This is a genomic window from Haladaptatus sp. AB618 (genome assembly GCF_024136965.1).
Taxonomy (GTDB): Archaea; Halobacteriota; Halobacteria; order Halobacteriales; family Haladaptataceae; genus Haladaptatus.
The window spans coordinates 278,207-292,963 of record NZ_JAMYJX010000003.1 but is presented as its reverse complement, the minus strand read 5'-3'; the positions used below and the strand labels follow the sequence as shown (position 1 = coordinate 292,963).

At 63.2% G+C, this 14,757-nt stretch carries 19 protein-coding genes; 10 read left to right on the top strand and 9 right to left on the bottom strand.

Annotated features, from left to right (window positions below; all coding sequences use genetic code 11):
- The first annotated feature begins 77 nt into the window (after window positions 1-77).
- Window positions 78-1,589: a helix-hairpin-helix domain-containing protein gene (locus NKF26_RS11915; RefSeq protein WP_253227959.1), complete on the top strand. Its 1,512-nt coding sequence runs from the start codon at window positions 78-80 to the stop codon at window positions 1,587-1,589.
- 50 nt (window positions 1,590-1,639) lie between these two features.
- Complete coding sequence (locus tag NKF26_RS11910; protein ID WP_253227960.1) at window positions 1,640-1,915, top strand: hypothetical protein; 276 nt, start codon at window positions 1,640-1,642, stop codon at window positions 1,913-1,915.
- 5 nt (window positions 1,916-1,920) lie between these two features.
- Here the strand turns inward: NKF26_RS11910 and tpiA are convergent, their stop codons facing one another.
- The gene (gene tpiA, locus NKF26_RS11905) at window positions 1,921-2,565 is read right to left on the bottom strand and encodes a triose-phosphate isomerase (RefSeq protein WP_253227961.1); all 645 of its coding nucleotides are present in this window, start codon (window positions 2,563-2,565) and stop codon (window positions 1,921-1,923) included.
- A gap of 127 nt (window positions 2,566-2,692) precedes the next feature.
- On the opposite strand from tpiA, the gene NKF26_RS11900 reads away from it, so the two are divergent.
- Window positions 2,693-3,571, top strand: a complete 879-nt coding sequence (locus tag NKF26_RS11900; protein ID WP_253227962.1) for a DUF4349 domain-containing protein — start codon at window positions 2,693-2,695, stop codon at window positions 3,569-3,571.
- Between the two features lie 245 nt (window positions 3,572-3,816).
- Here the strand turns inward: NKF26_RS11900 and NKF26_RS11895 are convergent, their stop codons facing one another.
- The 3 genes from NKF26_RS11895 to NKF26_RS11885 form a co-directional block, all read right to left on the bottom strand.
- Window positions 3,817-4,770, bottom strand: coding sequence for a TIGR03557 family F420-dependent LLM class oxidoreductase (locus tag NKF26_RS11895; RefSeq protein WP_253227963.1), 954 nt, complete (start codon window positions 4,768-4,770; stop codon window positions 3,817-3,819).
- A gap of 96 nt (window positions 4,771-4,866) precedes the next feature.
- The gene (locus NKF26_RS11890) at window positions 4,867-5,112 is read right to left on the bottom strand and encodes a hypothetical protein (protein ID WP_253227964.1); all 246 of its coding nucleotides are present in this window, start codon (window positions 5,110-5,112) and stop codon (window positions 4,867-4,869) included.
- Window positions 5,113-5,117: 5 nt separating this feature from the next.
- The gene (locus tag NKF26_RS11885; RefSeq protein ID WP_253227965.1) at window positions 5,118-5,345 is read right to left on the bottom strand and encodes a hypothetical protein; all 228 of its coding nucleotides are present in this window, start codon (window positions 5,343-5,345) and stop codon (window positions 5,118-5,120) included.
- 156 nt (window positions 5,346-5,501) lie between these two features.
- Here NKF26_RS11885 and hisC point away from each other — a divergent pair, with 156 nt between their 5' ends.
- Genes hisC through NKF26_RS11865 form a run of 4 tightly spaced genes read left to right on the top strand, consistent with a single transcriptional unit; the run spans window position 5,502 to window position 8,307 of the window.
- Window positions 5,502-6,629, top strand: a complete 1,128-nt coding sequence (gene hisC, locus NKF26_RS11880) for a histidinol-phosphate transaminase (RefSeq protein WP_253227966.1) — start codon at window positions 5,502-5,504, stop codon at window positions 6,627-6,629.
- The gene (locus NKF26_RS11875) at window positions 6,626-7,135 is read left to right on the top strand and encodes an AAA family ATPase (RefSeq protein ID WP_253227967.1); all 510 of its coding nucleotides are present in this window, start codon (window positions 6,626-6,628) and stop codon (window positions 7,133-7,135) included. The genes hisC and NKF26_RS11875 overlap by 4 nt, the downstream gene beginning before the upstream one ends.
- Complete coding sequence (locus NKF26_RS11870) at window positions 7,135-7,737, top strand: CDP-alcohol phosphatidyltransferase family protein (protein ID WP_253227968.1); 603 nt, start codon at window positions 7,135-7,137, stop codon at window positions 7,735-7,737. Before NKF26_RS11875 ends, NKF26_RS11870 begins: the two co-directional genes overlap by 1 nt.
- A gap of 42 nt (window positions 7,738-7,779) precedes the next feature.
- Window positions 7,780-8,307, top strand: a complete 528-nt coding sequence (locus NKF26_RS11865) for a multiprotein bridging factor aMBF1 (RefSeq protein ID WP_253227969.1) — start codon at window positions 7,780-7,782, stop codon at window positions 8,305-8,307.
- A 156-nt stretch (window positions 8,308-8,463) separates the two neighbouring features.
- Here NKF26_RS11865 and NKF26_RS11860 read toward each other — a convergent pair whose 3' ends face one another.
- Window positions 8,464-9,201 carry an ATP-NAD kinase gene (locus NKF26_RS11860; protein WP_253234344.1) on the bottom strand — a complete coding sequence of 246 codons (738 nt, stop codon included), beginning with the start codon at window positions 9,199-9,201 and terminating at the stop codon, window positions 8,464-8,466.
- A gap of 130 nt (window positions 9,202-9,331) precedes the next feature.
- Window positions 9,332-10,642 (bottom strand): M20/M25/M40 family metallo-hydrolase, encoded by a 1,311-nt coding sequence (locus tag NKF26_RS11855; protein WP_253227971.1) that lies wholly within the window; start codon window positions 10,640-10,642, stop codon window positions 9,332-9,334.
- Window positions 10,643-10,853: 211 nt separating this feature from the next.
- On the opposite strand from NKF26_RS11855, the gene pdhA reads away from it, so the two are divergent.
- Together pdhA and NKF26_RS11845 are read left to right on the top strand one after the other, a co-directional pair.
- Window positions 10,854-11,915 (top strand): pyruvate dehydrogenase (acetyl-transferring) E1 component subunit alpha, encoded by a 1,062-nt coding sequence (gene pdhA, locus NKF26_RS11850; RefSeq protein WP_253234343.1) that lies wholly within the window; start codon window positions 10,854-10,856, stop codon window positions 11,913-11,915.
- Between the two features lie 76 nt (window positions 11,916-11,991).
- A complete protein-coding gene (locus NKF26_RS11845; protein WP_066142688.1) occupies window positions 11,992-12,222 on the top strand; it encodes a hypothetical protein in 231 nt (76 codons plus the stop codon).
- Here the strand turns inward: NKF26_RS11845 and NKF26_RS11840 are convergent, their stop codons facing one another.
- Window positions 12,223-12,480, bottom strand: a complete 258-nt coding sequence (locus tag NKF26_RS11840; RefSeq protein WP_253227973.1) for an MTH865 family protein — start codon at window positions 12,478-12,480, stop codon at window positions 12,223-12,225.
- A gap of 112 nt (window positions 12,481-12,592) precedes the next feature.
- Between NKF26_RS11840 and NKF26_RS11835 the strand changes: the two genes are divergently transcribed.
- Window positions 12,593-13,642: a M42 family metallopeptidase gene (locus NKF26_RS11835; protein ID WP_253227974.1), complete on the top strand. Its 1,050-nt coding sequence runs from the start codon at window positions 12,593-12,595 to the stop codon at window positions 13,640-13,642.
- Between the two features lie 30 nt (window positions 13,643-13,672).
- Here NKF26_RS11835 and NKF26_RS11830 read toward each other — a convergent pair whose 3' ends face one another.
- Together NKF26_RS11830 and NKF26_RS11825 are read right to left on the bottom strand one after the other, a co-directional pair.
- A complete protein-coding gene (locus tag NKF26_RS11830; protein ID WP_253227975.1) occupies window positions 13,673-14,230 on the bottom strand; it encodes an FAD-dependent oxidoreductase in 558 nt (185 codons plus the stop codon).
- Between the two features lie 34 nt (window positions 14,231-14,264).
- Window positions 14,265-14,744, bottom strand: coding sequence for an SRPBCC family protein (locus NKF26_RS11825; RefSeq protein ID WP_253227976.1), 480 nt, complete (start codon window positions 14,742-14,744; stop codon window positions 14,265-14,267).
- Window positions 14,745-14,757: the final 13 nt, after the last annotated feature.

Below are 14,757 nucleotides of genomic sequence, written 5' to 3'. Positions count from 1 at the left end.
TCTTGATCAAGTGGCTCGTTTCACTTCCGATCCGGTTTGCACAGGTTAATTCCGGTCGCGAACCAACACATCCACGAATGTCGAACCGTGGCAGTTCACGCTTACCCGGTGTGGAGGACGAACACGAGGAGCGTATCGTCCTCCACGTCGACATGGACTGCTTTTATGCCTCCTGCGAACGGCTCCGTGACCCGTCGCTACGCGGCGAACCGGTCGTCGTCGGGATGGGCTACGAGGAGGGTGAATCTCACGGTGCCGTCGCCACGGCGAGCTACGAAGCCCGCGAGCACGGCGTCGAGAGCGCCCAAGCCATCGGAAAGGCGCTCGAACGACTACCGAAAAAATCGGAGAAGAACGACGAAGCGAGCGGTGATGAGGAGACAACCGACGACGGGGACGGCGATACGGACGACGGACATGACGACACGGACGACGAAGAGGGCGATACGGGCGGGGAGAGCAATACGGACGACGGAGATGACGATACGGGCGACGAAGTGCGGGGATACTACCGCCCCGTCGATATCGAGTTCTACAAATCGGTCAGTTCGGACGTGCGCGCTATCCTCCACGACTGTGCGGACACGGTGCGCGAGGTGAGCATCGACGAGGCCTACCTCGACGTCACCGACCGAACCGCCTGGAGGGTCGCGGAAGGGTTTGCCCGACACGTCAAGAACCGGATCCAGCGCGAGGTCGGCGTCACCGCGAGCGTCGGCGTCGCGCCGAACATGAGCGCGGCGAAAATCGCGAGCGACTTCGACAAGCCCGACGGGTTGACCGTGGTCGAACCGGGCACCGTCCGGGAGTTCCTCGCGCCGCTCGACGTTGCCGAGTTACACGGAATCGGCCCGGTGACGGCCCGCACGCTCCGTGAGATGGGTATCGAAACCGCTGCCGACCTCGCCGACGCCGACCCGCGGGTTCTCGCCGATCGGTTCGGCGAACGCGGCCGGGAACTGTACCACCGAGCGCGCGGCGACGACGACCGGACGGTGACCCCGACGGGCCGACCGAAGAGCCTCTCGCGCGAGTCGGCGTTCACCGACCCGACGACCGATACCGAGGAGAAACGAACTCGCGTCGCCAACCTCGCGGCGGCAGTCGCGGAGCGCGCCCGCGACAGGGACGCGATGTACCGCACCATCGGAGTGAAGGTCGTGACGCCGCCGTTCGACGTGCACACCCGCGCACGCTCGCTTCCGGGACCGGTGGACGAACCCGAACTCGTCGAGGAAGTCGCGCTCGATTTGCTGACCGAGTTCGACGACGACCGGGTTCGAAAGGTCGGCGTGCGCGTGTCGAACCTCCAGTTCACCGAGAGCGACCAGACCAGCCTCGACGGGTTCGAGACACCGGAATCGACAGGGAACGATCCGGATTCGGCTTCCGAACCGAACTCGTCGGCTGACGCCGACTCGTCCGATTCGTCGGACAGGTGGGACAAATGGAAGAACACGGAGAATTCGCCAGACACAACCGACTCGTCCGGGTCGTCTGACCCGGACGAGTCAACCGAGTCCAACGACAACTCCGACCGCTCGCGGTCGGGTGACCGCGACGGGCAGGTGTCGCTCTCGGATTTCTGATTTTCACTCGCTTCCGGACCGCTGATTACCCATGCCCCGCTAGTTCGGGTATGAACAAGTTGGCGGCGGTGGGCGAGGAGCAATGGCATCTCCCCCAACACGCCCACATCATCGTCTACGAGTCCGAGCAGGGTGATGAACTGCTCACCATCTACGACTGCGGTGCGGCACAGAAGCCGCCGTCGGCGCAGGTCATCGGCAACCTCGTCCGAGTTCGAGCGGAGCACGAACTCGAACGGACGGTCACGGGCTACGTCGTGAGTATGCGGGAGAAATCGGTGCTCGAAAAACAGGACGACGACCACTTCGTTATCGTTTCTGACTGACCCGCTTAGAGCGGTTCCACGAGATTTTCAAGCGCGGCTTTCGGGTCGTCGGCCTTTGCGACACCGCTTGCCAGGAGAACGCCTTCAGCGCCGAGTTCCCGCGCCGCGACGAGGTCCTCGCCGGTGCTGATTCCCGCGCCACAGTAGACGCTCACGTCGTCCGAGATGGCTTCCGCGGCGGCCACGGCGTCGGTGACGATGTCCGGGTCGGCCTTGCTGACGGGCGTGCCGGTACCGATGAGTTCCGGCGGTTCGACGGCCACGGCGTCCGGTCCAAGGGCGGCGGCCGCGCCGACCTGCTCGGGGTTGTTCGCACAGACCGTCGTGTCGAGACCGACGCGCTCGGCGGCGTCGAGTCCGGCGTCGATGTCCGCGAGTTTGAGCCTGCATTCGGAGTGGTTGAGCATCGTGCCTGTCGCACCCGCGTCGGCGACTGCCTCCGCGAGGGTGCTCCCGGTGTGGCTGCCGTGTTCGACCGGGCTGACGTGTTGTCCCCACGTTTCGACGCCGGTGTCGGCCACGCGGGAGAGGTGGGCCGCCTGCGGCGCCACGGCGATATCGACGCCGTAGTCCTCGGCGACGTCGCGAGCGGCTTCCGCGATTTCGATTGGGTCGCACGGATACGCCTTGAGATTGACGAGTACGAACATATCCGGAGCGACTGTCGGCGCACCCAAATAGGTTCCGTCATCCCGAAAGCTCGCGCGGCACGCCGGAGGGTGAAACGGTTCTTTCACTCTTCACAACCACTTTACTTATCATCTACAATTCACGAGTATGGCAGACAGTCACAGGCGGCTGGTCGCGCTCTCGTTGGTCGTCCTCGTCGTCCTCGCCGGATGCGCCGGAATGGGCGGCAACGACGCGGCGAAGGACAACGCCGCGCACGGAAACGGTGGCGGGTCGAACCACGCCAACCGCGGGAGTTCGAACGGACGGAGCGACTCGGCTCAGCAGTCCGCGCTGTCGGTCCAACAGCGGATGCTCATCCGGAACGGAAACGTCTCCCTGTCGGTCGAAGACTTCGAGGAGACGCGGACGACGCTGGCCCGACTCGCCGGAAAACGTGGTGGGTTCGTCAGCGATTCGAGCCAGCGCGTCCACCGGCGGGGTAACCGGACGTGGAAATCCGGCGAAGTCGTCTTCCGCGTCCCGAAGTCGAACTTCTCGGCGTTTTTCGATCGCGTTAAACGACAAGGCGAGGTCGGGGAATCGAACACCGGTACGGTGGATGTCACCGATCAACTGGTGGACTTGAAAGCGCGACTGACGAACCTCCGATCACAGCGCGACAAACTCAGATCGCTCTACGAGAACGCGAGCGATACCGACGCCGTGCTCTCCGTCCAGAAACGCCTCTCGGACGTGCAGTCCGAAATCGAGCGACTGGAGGCGAAGCAAAAATCGCTGAAGAATCGAGTCGCCTACTCGACGGTGACGGTGACGATGCGCGAGTCGGTACCCGCTTCCGACACGAAGGTCTCCCGCGAGAAGTCGTGGTACGACACGGGCGTCGTGGCGGCGTTCCTCGACTCGATCGACGGCGTCGCCGTCGTGCTCCGCGCTCTCGTCGTCGGCGCGGCGTACGCCCTCCCGTACCTCGCCGTCCTCGGAGTCCCGGTCGGCGCGATGGTCGTCTTCTGGCGACGGCAGTAACGGAAGCAGTGATCTTCGTTCTCTCCGGCTCTCGTTTGCTCCGGAAGAGCAAGCTCTTCCGTGCTCCCGTTCGCACGCTCACGGGAACTTCGTCACCGACGATTCGCGCCGGCTTCCAGCGGGACCTTCGGTCCCGCCCGGCTCACGCGAACCGCGTCAGAACACGTTCTGACTGGTTCTCACTCACTTCGTTCGTGAGACCACGGCAAGACAAACCGGGTCTTGCCTGGTCGCGTTCGCTCCGCTCACGCGACCTCGGGCAGAACTTCCTCCTCGTAAAACTGGAAGAACGATTCCTGATCGGGACCGATCTGGTGGACGTACACGTGATCGTACCCCGCGTCCGCGAACCCCTCCAGGTTCTCGATGTGCGTTTCGGGGTCCGGGTCGGTGACGATGCTCCCCTCCGCGATGTCCTCGCGGGTGACCATCTCGCAGGCCTGCTCGAAGTGGGTCGGCGTCGGCAGTTGCGAGTTGAGTTCGCCCGTGAGGGCGCTGTTGGGCCACCACTCGTGAGCCGTGTCGATGGCGTCCTCCTCGTCCTCGGCATAGCAGACCGTCATCTGGCTATATCGTGGCCCCTCGCCACCCGCGTCCTCCCACGTTTCGATCACGTCCTGCGGGCCGACGCTCCAGAACCCGTCCCCCAGTTCGGCGGCGGCCCGTGCCGCCGTGTCGCCGAACGCCGAAATCACGATGTCCGGCGACTCCTCGGGCAACGTGAAGAGGCGCGCGTTCTCGACGGTGAAGTGGTCGCCGTAGTAGCTCTGTTGTCCGCCCTGCCACAGTTTTCGGATGATCTCGATGGCCTCTTCGAGCATCTCCAATCGGACCGAATGTTCGGGCCAGTGCTCGCCCGTGACGTGCTCGTTCAGGCGTTCGCCCGTCCCGACGCCGAGGAAGAAGTCGCCCTCGAACATCGTCGCGGCGGTCGCAGCGGCGTGCGCGACGTTGACCGGATGGATTCGCATGATGGGACAGTTCACCCCGACGCCGACCGGCAGGTCGTCGGTCGCCTGTGCGATGCCGCCCAGCGTAGACCAGACGAACGGCGCGTTCCCCTGTTGGCCGACCCACGGGTGGAAGTGGTCGGAGATGGAGGCGAACTCGAAACCGACCTCCTCGGCCCGGACGGCGTGCTCGACCAACTCGTTCGGTCCGTGTTCCTCGCTCGAAACCGTGTAGCCGATTTCCGTCATACCGTTCCCCCGTCGACGGACGAATTGAATGTCATGCCACAGGCGCTACATCGCTCCTCCGCATGAGGTCTGTGGCTGAAAACGCAAGGACGGTTGTTAGCGTTGGAGACGCTCGAACCGCCTCGGACTGGGTTCGTGTGAGCGTTGTTGCTGTTCGCGTCGTTGTCCCTGTTGACGGTGCTGTTGCTGCCATCGCCGCTCTTGCTGGTATTCGTGCTGTTGTCGTTGCTGTTGCTGCTGGTCGCTGCGTTGCCGTCGTTTCCCATACCGTCGTTCGCGTTGCAGTCGCTCCTGGCGCAGTTTTCGCTGCTGTCGTCCCCCGCGAACTATCGTCCGTTCCACGTCGCTCAGTTGTTCCCCGGAGACACCCTCCTGCCGTCCTCGCCGACTATGACCGTATCGTCGTCCTTGTTGGTGACGCCCTTGCTGGTGAGGGTGGTGCCCTTGCTGGTGTCTTCCCCCTTGTTGACGGCGATGTTCTTGCCGTCGTTGGTGATGCTGTCCACCGTGTCGTCGTTCGTGTGATTTTCCCTGCGATTGGGCCCCTCGGTGTCCCTGCTCCGTTCGCGGGCCACCGTATCGTTTCATCCTCGACTCCTGTCCACGACGGCTTTGGCTCTCCCGGTGCTGATGATGTGTCATTTTTGCCCAAACAGGGAACGCCGGGAACTCGCTTAGTCGTACTGGCCGCGGGTGGCCATCCTTAAGGCCGGTCGGTGACACCTCTCGATATGGAACCACGAGACCTCTCCGCGCATATCGCGTATCAGGCCGGACGGGGCATCGAGGAAGTCGCACGGGAACTCGACATGGACCCCGACGACCTCGTGAAACTCGCATCGAACGAGAACCCGTTCGGCCCGAGTCCGGCGGCGGTCGAGGCCATTCGAAACGCGGCCGGGAACGCCAGTAGCTACCCGAAAGCGTCACACACCGACCTCACCGCTCGCCTCGCCGAGCGATGGAACGTCACGCCCGAACAGGTGTGGCTCGCCAACGGCGGCGACGGCGCGCTCGATTACCTCTCGCGCGCCATGCTCGACCCCGGCGATGCCGTCCTCGTCCCCAAACCCGGCTTCGCCTACTACGGGATGAGCGCCCGCTACCACCACGGCGAGGTGAACGAATACCACCTCTCGTCGGACGACGGCTTCGCGCTGACCGCCGAGACCGTCCTTTCGGACTACGACGGCGAGCGAATCGTCTACCTGACCAGTCCACACAACCCGTCCGGCGGGCGGTTCTCGTTGGACGCGGTGACGGAAATCGCAGAGGAAACAGGCGACGACACGCTCGTCCTCGTGGACGAGGCCTACGGCGAGTACGCCGATGCACCGAGCGCGATTTCCCTGCTGGGCGAGCGCGATGACAGCGACACATCTCCCGATGTGTCTGGCAATCGCGCGGAGCGCGATGATATTGCAGTCCTCCGCACCTTCTCGAAAGCCTACGGGCTGGCGGGCGTCCGGCTCGGATACGCCGTCGTTCCCGAGGAGTGGGCCGATGCGTACGCACGGGTGAACACGCCCTTCGCCGCCAGCGAACTCGCCTGTCGGGGCGGCCTCGCGGCGCTCACCGACGACGAACACGTCGAGAAATCCGTCGAGACGGCCCGCTGGGCGCGCGAGTACATCTACGAGAACCTCGACGCGCCGACGTGGGAGGCCCACGGCAACTTCGTCCTCGCGGACGTCGGCGACGGGGAGGCGAGCGCGGTGGCCGACGCGGTACAGGAACGCGGCGTCATCCTCCGCGACTGCACGAGTTTCGGACTCCCGAACTGCGTGCGCATCACCTGCGGAACGAAGGAGGAAACGCGCCGCGCCGTCCGCGAACTCAACGAGGTGCTCTCCTCGTGAGGGTCGCCGTCACCGGGACGCCCGGAACCGGGAAGACGACCGCGACGGAACTGGTCGAATCCGATCTCGACGTCGTCCACCTGAACGACGCGATCCGTGAGGAGGGGCTTCACGACGGCGAGGACGAGGAGCGCGGAAGCCTGTACGCGAACCTCGACGCGGTTCGTGAATGGTTGGCGTCCCGGGGCGACGACCTGATCGTCGATTCGCATTTGGCCCACCATTTCGATGCGGACCGAGTCGTCGTGCTGCGCTGTCATCCCGAGGAGCTGTCGAAGCGGCTGCGTGAGCGAGGCGAGTCGGACGCGAAAGCGGAGGAGAACGCCGAGAGCGAAGCACTGGACGTGATCCTCTCCGAAACGGTCGCGGAACACGGTCCCGATTCGACTTACGAAATCGACACGACCGACCGGACGCCCGAGGCCGTCGCGTCGGACATCGAAGCCGTCGTCCGAGGGGAGCGTGCGCCTTCGGCTGGAACCGTTGATTATCTGGAGTATCTCTAATGCTCGACCAACTTCGCCCCGTCGCAAACCGCGCGCTTCGACCGTTCGTCTCGGCCTCGACGAGTCTCGGATTGACGCCCAACGCGGTGAGCATCATCGCGTTCGTCCTCGCCGGTGGTGCCGGGGTGGCGTTCTACTTCGGCCCGGACGTGCCAATCTGGTACCTCGTCGGTGCCATCCTCGTCTTCCTGAACGGCTGGCTTGACATCCTCGACGGTGCGCTCGCCCGCGAACTCGGTACCGACTCGCCCGCGGGCGACCTGCTCGACCACGTTCTCGACCGCTACGCCGACATCATCCTCATCGTCGGATTCGCGGCTGGAATCGGGCAGTTCGCGCTCGGACTCGCCGCCGTGACGGGCGTGCTGATGACGTCGTACCTCGGCACGCAAGCCCAAGCGGTCGGATTGGATCGCGTGTACGGTGGACTGCTCGGCCGTGCGGATCGGTTGGCGCTCATCGGCGTCGTCGGTGCTGTCGCCGCGTTCGTCCAGTCCGTCGGCGGCTACTCGTTGGTCGCCCTGTTGCTCGGCTTGTTCGCCGTCGTGGGGCACTTGACGGCGCTCCAGCGCTTTTACTACTCCTGGCGTGCCTTGTCCTGACGTGGCGTGCCATTTATGAGTCGAGGCGGTAAAGGTCAACGTATGGTTCAGTGTGAGATGTGCGGTGCCGAAACGGCGTCTCCCAAGACTATCAAAGTCGAAGGTGCGGAACTGGACGTGTGCGACAACTGTTCCGACTTCGGAACGGAGGTCAAGACACAGCAGACGTCCACCACCTCGACCAAGTATTCGACGTCCTCGTCGTCCTCGGGTGATTCGAGCACCGGCACCGGTAGTACAGGGTCGTCCGGCGGACGCTCGCGCCGTCACGACATGTTCGACGACATGGAGGAGATCGCACAGGATTACGACGACAGAATCCGCAACGCGCGTGAATCCACCGGTCTGAGTCAGGAAGAACTCGCCAAGGAACTCAACGAGAAGGCGAGCCTCATCAGTAAGCTCGAACACGGTGACATACTCCCCAGCGACAGCGTGCAGAAGAAACTGGAGAAGAAACTCGACATCAGCCTCACGGCTGGCAGTTCCGGCGCGGACGACGAGGAGTGGAGCGGCGGCAGTTCCACCGGCAGCTACACCCTCGGCGACGTCGTCAAGCGCAAGGACTGAACTCCGAGTTCTATCGCTATTTTCGTTTTCCACCGCTCGTGAGCGATAGGTACAGTTGTGAGTCGGTGAGTCCCTGACGACAGGTGAGCCATTTTGACCGTCGAAGCCCTGCCGTGGAAACCCCGTGACGTCGATGTCGACCCGAAACCCGTATCGCTACCCTTGGAAAAACCGCCGACTCGATTCGACGCTGACGAGGTCGAGCACACCGTCGAACGTGATTTCGACCGATTGGTGAGGTTCGATCGGACCGACGGTGTGGTCGTCGGCGAGGAGTTCCACGCCGTCCTCGTCGCGTTCGACGGTCAGCGTGACCGGACCGCGGAGCACCCAGTTATCGACGTGGATGGCGAACGGCGCGACCGGAACGACGGAGAGGACGTCCGATCCCTGTTGGACGACCGGCCCGCCCGCGTCGTGTGCGTAGCCCTGACTGCCGACGGGGGTCGCGACGACCACGGCATCGGCCCTGAACTGGGACACCTGTTCGTCCTCGATTCGGACGCCGTATTCGGAGATTCGAACGGGCTCGCTCGTCACGAGCGTCGTATCGAACAGTGCCCGTGCGACGTGCTCGCCATCGACCGCAATCGAGAGCAAGGGTCGGTCCACCGTCGTCCACTGCTCCGCGAGAAGGTCGTCGATTGCACCCTCGGTATCTGACGGGTCGACGCTCTCCACACCCGCACCGGCATCGACGGGCAGAACGGGGGCCGACACGCCCGCACGGACGAGATCGGTGACGGCGTGCTCGCCGTCCGCGACGACGACCGTCGGCTCCGCGTCGAGGACGGATCGGACATCATCGTTCGCGGTTCGTTCCGGCTCGTTACCGAGCGCGTCGTCGATGCGGTCCGCGAACGAGTCTCGACCGGTGACGATTCCTACGTGCATTTCGGCCTCCCTCGGCCGTGGTCGCGTCGGAGATTCATTACCTAAAGAGTCTCACTCCGACCTGAAAAGGATACCGCGCTCGTCCCCCGAGAAAGGGGCAAAAACGAACGACGGGTCAGTCGTCGTACGATCAGTCGTCGTACGGCCAGTCGCCGATGATCTTCATCCCTGCGGCCTGATCTTCGGCTTCGAGTGCGTCGGCGATTTCCTCGGGGTCCTTGTGCTCGACTTCGTAGTCGTCGCTGGCGAGGTGTACCGCGAGGTCCGTGAGCAGGATGGCTTGCTCGCGGAGGTCGCGGACTTCGAGTTTGTCCAGCGTGTCCGCGAAGGTGTGACCCCAGCCACGGCCCTCGTCGCCCGTTTCGCTGCCGACGTGATAGCCCGGCACGCCCCACTGGACGAACGGCCAGTGGTCGCTGTGCGGTCCCTGGTGGGGAATCGTGCTGATGGGGTGACCGTACTCGTCCGCGACTTCGTGGGCGGCGTCGTCCAGCGCGTCGAACCCGTGGGTGGTGAACGTGAGCGTCCGACCGCGACCGACACCGTCGTTGTTCAGGATGGCTTTGATGCCGTCGAAATCAGTTTGGCTCGCCATGTGGGCCGACCCGTCGAGACCGACTTCCTCGGCACCGAAGGCGACGAAGTGGACCTTCGTGTCGAGTTCGTCCTCGCGCTCGGCGAGCGCGCGGGCTATCTCGACGACCATCGCGGTTCCCGCGCCGTTGTCCATCGCTCCCTCCGCGATGTCGTGAGCGTCGATGTGGCTGGTGACGAGCACTTCCTGTTCGGTGTCCGGGCCCAACTCGGCGTGGACGTTCTGGCTGGTCGCGTCGTAAATCTCGGCATCGACATCGACCGTCACCTCGTCACCGTCCCAACGCCGAGCGAGTCGCGTCCCGACCTCTTTCGAGACACCGACGGCGGGGATGTCTCCGATGGGGTCTTCCTCGGTGCCGACGCTGCCGGTCGGCGGGAGACAGCCCTCGACGTGATTTCGGAAGACGAAGGCGGCCGCCCCGCCGTCGACGGCGTAGTAGTACTTCTCCCGGCGGTGGATGAACCGGTCGAAATAACTCGGTACGTTCGAGGCGACCATGACGACCTTCCCCTCGATGTCGTGTTTCTCGAAGTCGGACGGGAGCCCGTATCCCAGATCGATCAGTTCACCGCTCGCGGATCCGGCGGGACTGCGCGGGAGGGCGATGCTCTCCTGTGTCGTGTCGCCCGCCGTAATCGAACTCGTCCCCCGTGTCCACCCCTGCACGTCGAACTCGGCCAACCGGGCGTTCCGTGCGCCGACGTCGGTGAGCGTATCGCGAGTCACTTCGGCGGCTTCCCGTTCGCCGTCGCTGCCGGTCATGCGGTCTCCGATATCGACTATCGTTTCGAGAAAATTCCATCCTGCATCGCTAGTGAACGTCCGTCCGATCCACTGTGACATACGCTTCCACATATCGTAGTGGTAGCCTAAATGTTTCGAAACGTAATATCCCAACGAATCGTTAGTTATCCGCGTAGAACCGGCAATATTTTCGGTGATTTATAATCATGGTACTTAAGGCGGCTGAATATCTTCTTTGATATTCCTTCTATGGCGATGTTTTATAACGAATGATGCCGATTGACCGATAGACAGTCGGTGATTCTACGATATGGCTTCACAAGTTCCGGATATGGCGCGCGTGGTTGGACTCGACGGCAACGTCGATGGGGACGTGAATCTCTCCTCGACGGATGTGGAGAAGATGTACCGATTACAGGTACTCGCCCGGACGTTCGACCAGAAAGCCGTCTCGCTCCACCGGCAGGGGCGGATCGGAACCTACGCGCCCTTGCAGGGACAGGAAGCGGCCCAAGTCGGTGCGGCATACGCGCTGTCACCGGACGATTACTGCTTCCCGACCTACCGCGACCACGGCATCTACATCACCCGTGGCCACGCGATGCGGGACATCCTCCTGCACCTTTCGGGGGCGGGGAACTACGTGGACCGCGAGGATGCCGAGGGACTGCGGACGTTCCCGCCGACGATTCCCATCGCCACCCAACTGCCCCACGCCGTCGGCGTCGGTATGGGCGCGAGCTACAAGGACGACGACTGTGCCATCCTGGCGAGTTTCGGGGACGGAGCGACGAGCGAAGGTGACTTCCACGAGGCGCTGAACTTCGCAGGTGTGTTCGAGACGCCCACCGTCTTCTTCTGCCAGAACAACCAGTGGGCGATTTCGGTGCCGCGCGAACGCCAGACCGCGAGCGCGACCATCGCCCAGAAGGCAGGGGCCTACGGCTTCGACGGCGTTCGCGTGGACGGCAACGACGTGCTCGCGGTCTATCGAACCGTCTCCGACGCGCTCGAACGCGCGAAGGAGGGCGAACCGATACTCGTCGAGGCCGTCACGTATCGACAGGGTGCCCACACGACGACGGACGATCCGACGAAGTACCGCGACGAGGCCGAGGTCGACGAGTGGGCAGAGAAGGACCCGCTCGTTCGTACCCGCGAGTATCTCGAAACCGAACACGGTTGGACGGACGAGGACGAGGAGTCGCTTCGGGCGGAGGCGAAGGCACAGGTCGCGGAGGCCGTCGAAGCGGCCGAATCACACGACGGCTACGACGTGGACGCCATCTTCGACCACGTCTACGCGAGCGAACACCCACGGCATCCGCGTCAGCGTGACGCCGTTCCCGAGAATCCCGACGTGGACCGATAACCTCCTTGCCGATTTTCGATCTCACTCGCCAGCAGCGTTATGTGTCGTGCTGTGGTAGCCGAGACGGGGATTTCCGATGGAACGTCACGAACGCGGACCGGGAGAGTACGGTGCCGAGACTGAGAAACTGGCCGATATCGCCGAGATGAAAATCACCGAGCCGACGCTGACGTGGCTCGAAGTTTCACATCCACAACAACCGATTCCGCTCGGGCAAAACGACCGGGTCATCGACAGCCGGTTCAACGAGCAACAGGACGTCTGGGAAGTGTTACTGATCGCACTTCCCGATGAAAACGAGGAGTAGTTACAGCATATCCTTCTGTTTCATCCCCTCGATGAGGTCATCGACGAGTTCGTCGACAGTATCGTAGGGGAAATCCTGCGTGTCGTTCATCTTCGTCGCCAGTTCCATCGCGGTCAGACTGGTATCACCCGCTTCGAAACGCGTACCGGGTCCGTTCGGGAGCGCCGGAACGAGTTCCATCGGGTTGCTGACCGGGTAATCCGCGCCTTCGAATGCGTCGTGAAACTGCTGTCGGAATTCCGCTTCTTTGTCGGCCATGTCACTCCTTGTGTGGGTAATCGGCAAAAACGTTCCGGAACCACAATACACAAGTTGTGAGTTTATTCACCGCTTCAGGGAGGTTTATACTCCGATACGCGAAAGATTCGATATGGAATTCGATTTTGATTTCGACTTGTTATGCGAACTGACGGAGACGAACGGGGCAGCGGGATACGAGGACCGGATTCGCGAAATCGTTCGACGGGAGATGGAACCCGAAGTGGACGAACTTCACACCGATGCGATGGGGAACGTCATCGGAACCATCGAGGGGACGGGGGACTACGAAGTCGCCGTCGCGGCGCACATGGACGAAATCGGGTTCATGGTTCGCTACGTGGACGACGACGGGTTCGTCTCCCTGGACGCGCTCGGCGGGTGGGACCCCCGTGTTCTGCGGGCACAGCGCGTCACCGTCCACACGGATGACGAGGACCTGACGGGCGTTATCGGGTCGGTACCGCCGCATCTCCTGGACGGCGACGAAGGCGAGGAGGACGTCGAGGATATCTACGTCGACCTCGGCCTCCCGGCCGACGAGGCGGACGAACGCGTCTCCGTGGGCGACATCGTCACGATGGAACAAACGACGACGAAAGTCGGTAACAACGTCTCCGGAAAGGCACTGGACGACCGCATCTGTCTGTTCTCCATGCTGGAGGCGGCGAAACGCATCGAGAACCCGGACGCGACCATCCACTTCTGTGCGACCGTTCAGGAGGAGGTCGGCCTTCGTGGTGCGACCGCGCTCGGTGTCGACGTCGACCCCGACCTCGCGGTTGCCCTCGACGTGACCGTCGCGAACGACTTCCCGGCGGTAAGTAAGAAGCGGGATTACGTGACTCGTCTCGGGGACGGCACCGCGATAAAGCTCAAGGACGGCAGCGTCGTCACGACGCCGAAAGTCCACAAGCGAATGCGCTCGGTGGCGGAAGCGGAGGACATCCCGTACCAACTCGAAGTACTCCCCTCGGGCGGGACGGACACCGCCGGGTTCCAGAACACCTACGGCGCGAAGCCCGTCGGCGCGATCTCGATTCCGACCCGATATCTCCACACCGTCACCGAGAGCGCCAACGGCGACGACGTGTCGGCGACCATCGACCTGCTCACGGCCTTCCTCGAAACCGAGGACGGCGAGCACGACTACTCGTTGTAGTCTCCCAACTACCGGCCGCCCCGAACGCCGTCACTCCGCGTCGTCCGGCGTATCGAAGTCGTGGAACGCACGACCCTTTTCGATGCTCAAGATGTCCAATCCTGCGGCCGCACCGCCGCCGACCGATATCGCCGCCTGAATTTTGTCCGAACGGGCGGTCCACCCGGCGGCATAGGTGTTTTCGACCGTCGTTGCGCTATCCGAATCGGTTTTCACCGTACCGTTGTCGTTCAACTCACAGCCGAGCGCCTCGGCCATGTCACGCGATTGTCCGGTCGTGAAGACGACGTAGGTCGCATCGTACTCGCCGTTCTCCGTCGTCACGGTGAACCCGTCGTCCGACTCCTCGACGTTCGTTACCTCCTCGCCCTGCTTTCGTTCGGCACCCTGTTCGTCCACCTGTTCCCGAGCGACCTCCAGAAACTCGTCCCCATCGATGCTCTTGATTCCGAGGTAGTTGAACAGGTGCGCCGCGTGCATCGCGGTGCCGTCCGTGTCGAACACGACCGTATCGAGTCCGTTCTTCGCGGTGAACAGCGCCGCGCTCAGTCCGGCAGGACCGCCGCCGATGACAGCTACGTCTGACATGAGATGTCACGTACCACGCTGACGTGCATAAACTTCATCGCTCCAGCAAGTGCTTCGTCTTCGCGTGCCGATACAGGAACATGGGTTCGAAGCCGACCTTTGCGAGCGGGCTTCCCGCCTCGCCGAGCGCTGGAAACCGATACTCCACCTTGTCACGGACGAGCGTCTGCTGCAGGTCACCCGCATAGAACTGGTGTGTGTGTTCCCACTCGGGGAACGGTCCGTCCGACATCTCGTCCCGAAACATCGCCGCGTAATTCTCCTCCTCGCGCTCGACGATGGTCGAAGTCCAGCGCTGACGCGGACCGACGCCGAAGGGACGAAGCGACATGCGGATTTGGGTTCCCGCCTCCAGGACGTCCGGGTTTGCCTCGCCGTCCGGACCACGAACCCTCTCCACTCGAAGGTTCATCCACTCCGGCGTGAGCGCCTCCAAACCGTCCGTGGTCGAGTAAAACCGCCATACGTCCTCGAACGGCGCATCGACCCACACTTCCCGCTGATAGATAGCCATTGCCGATAGTTCC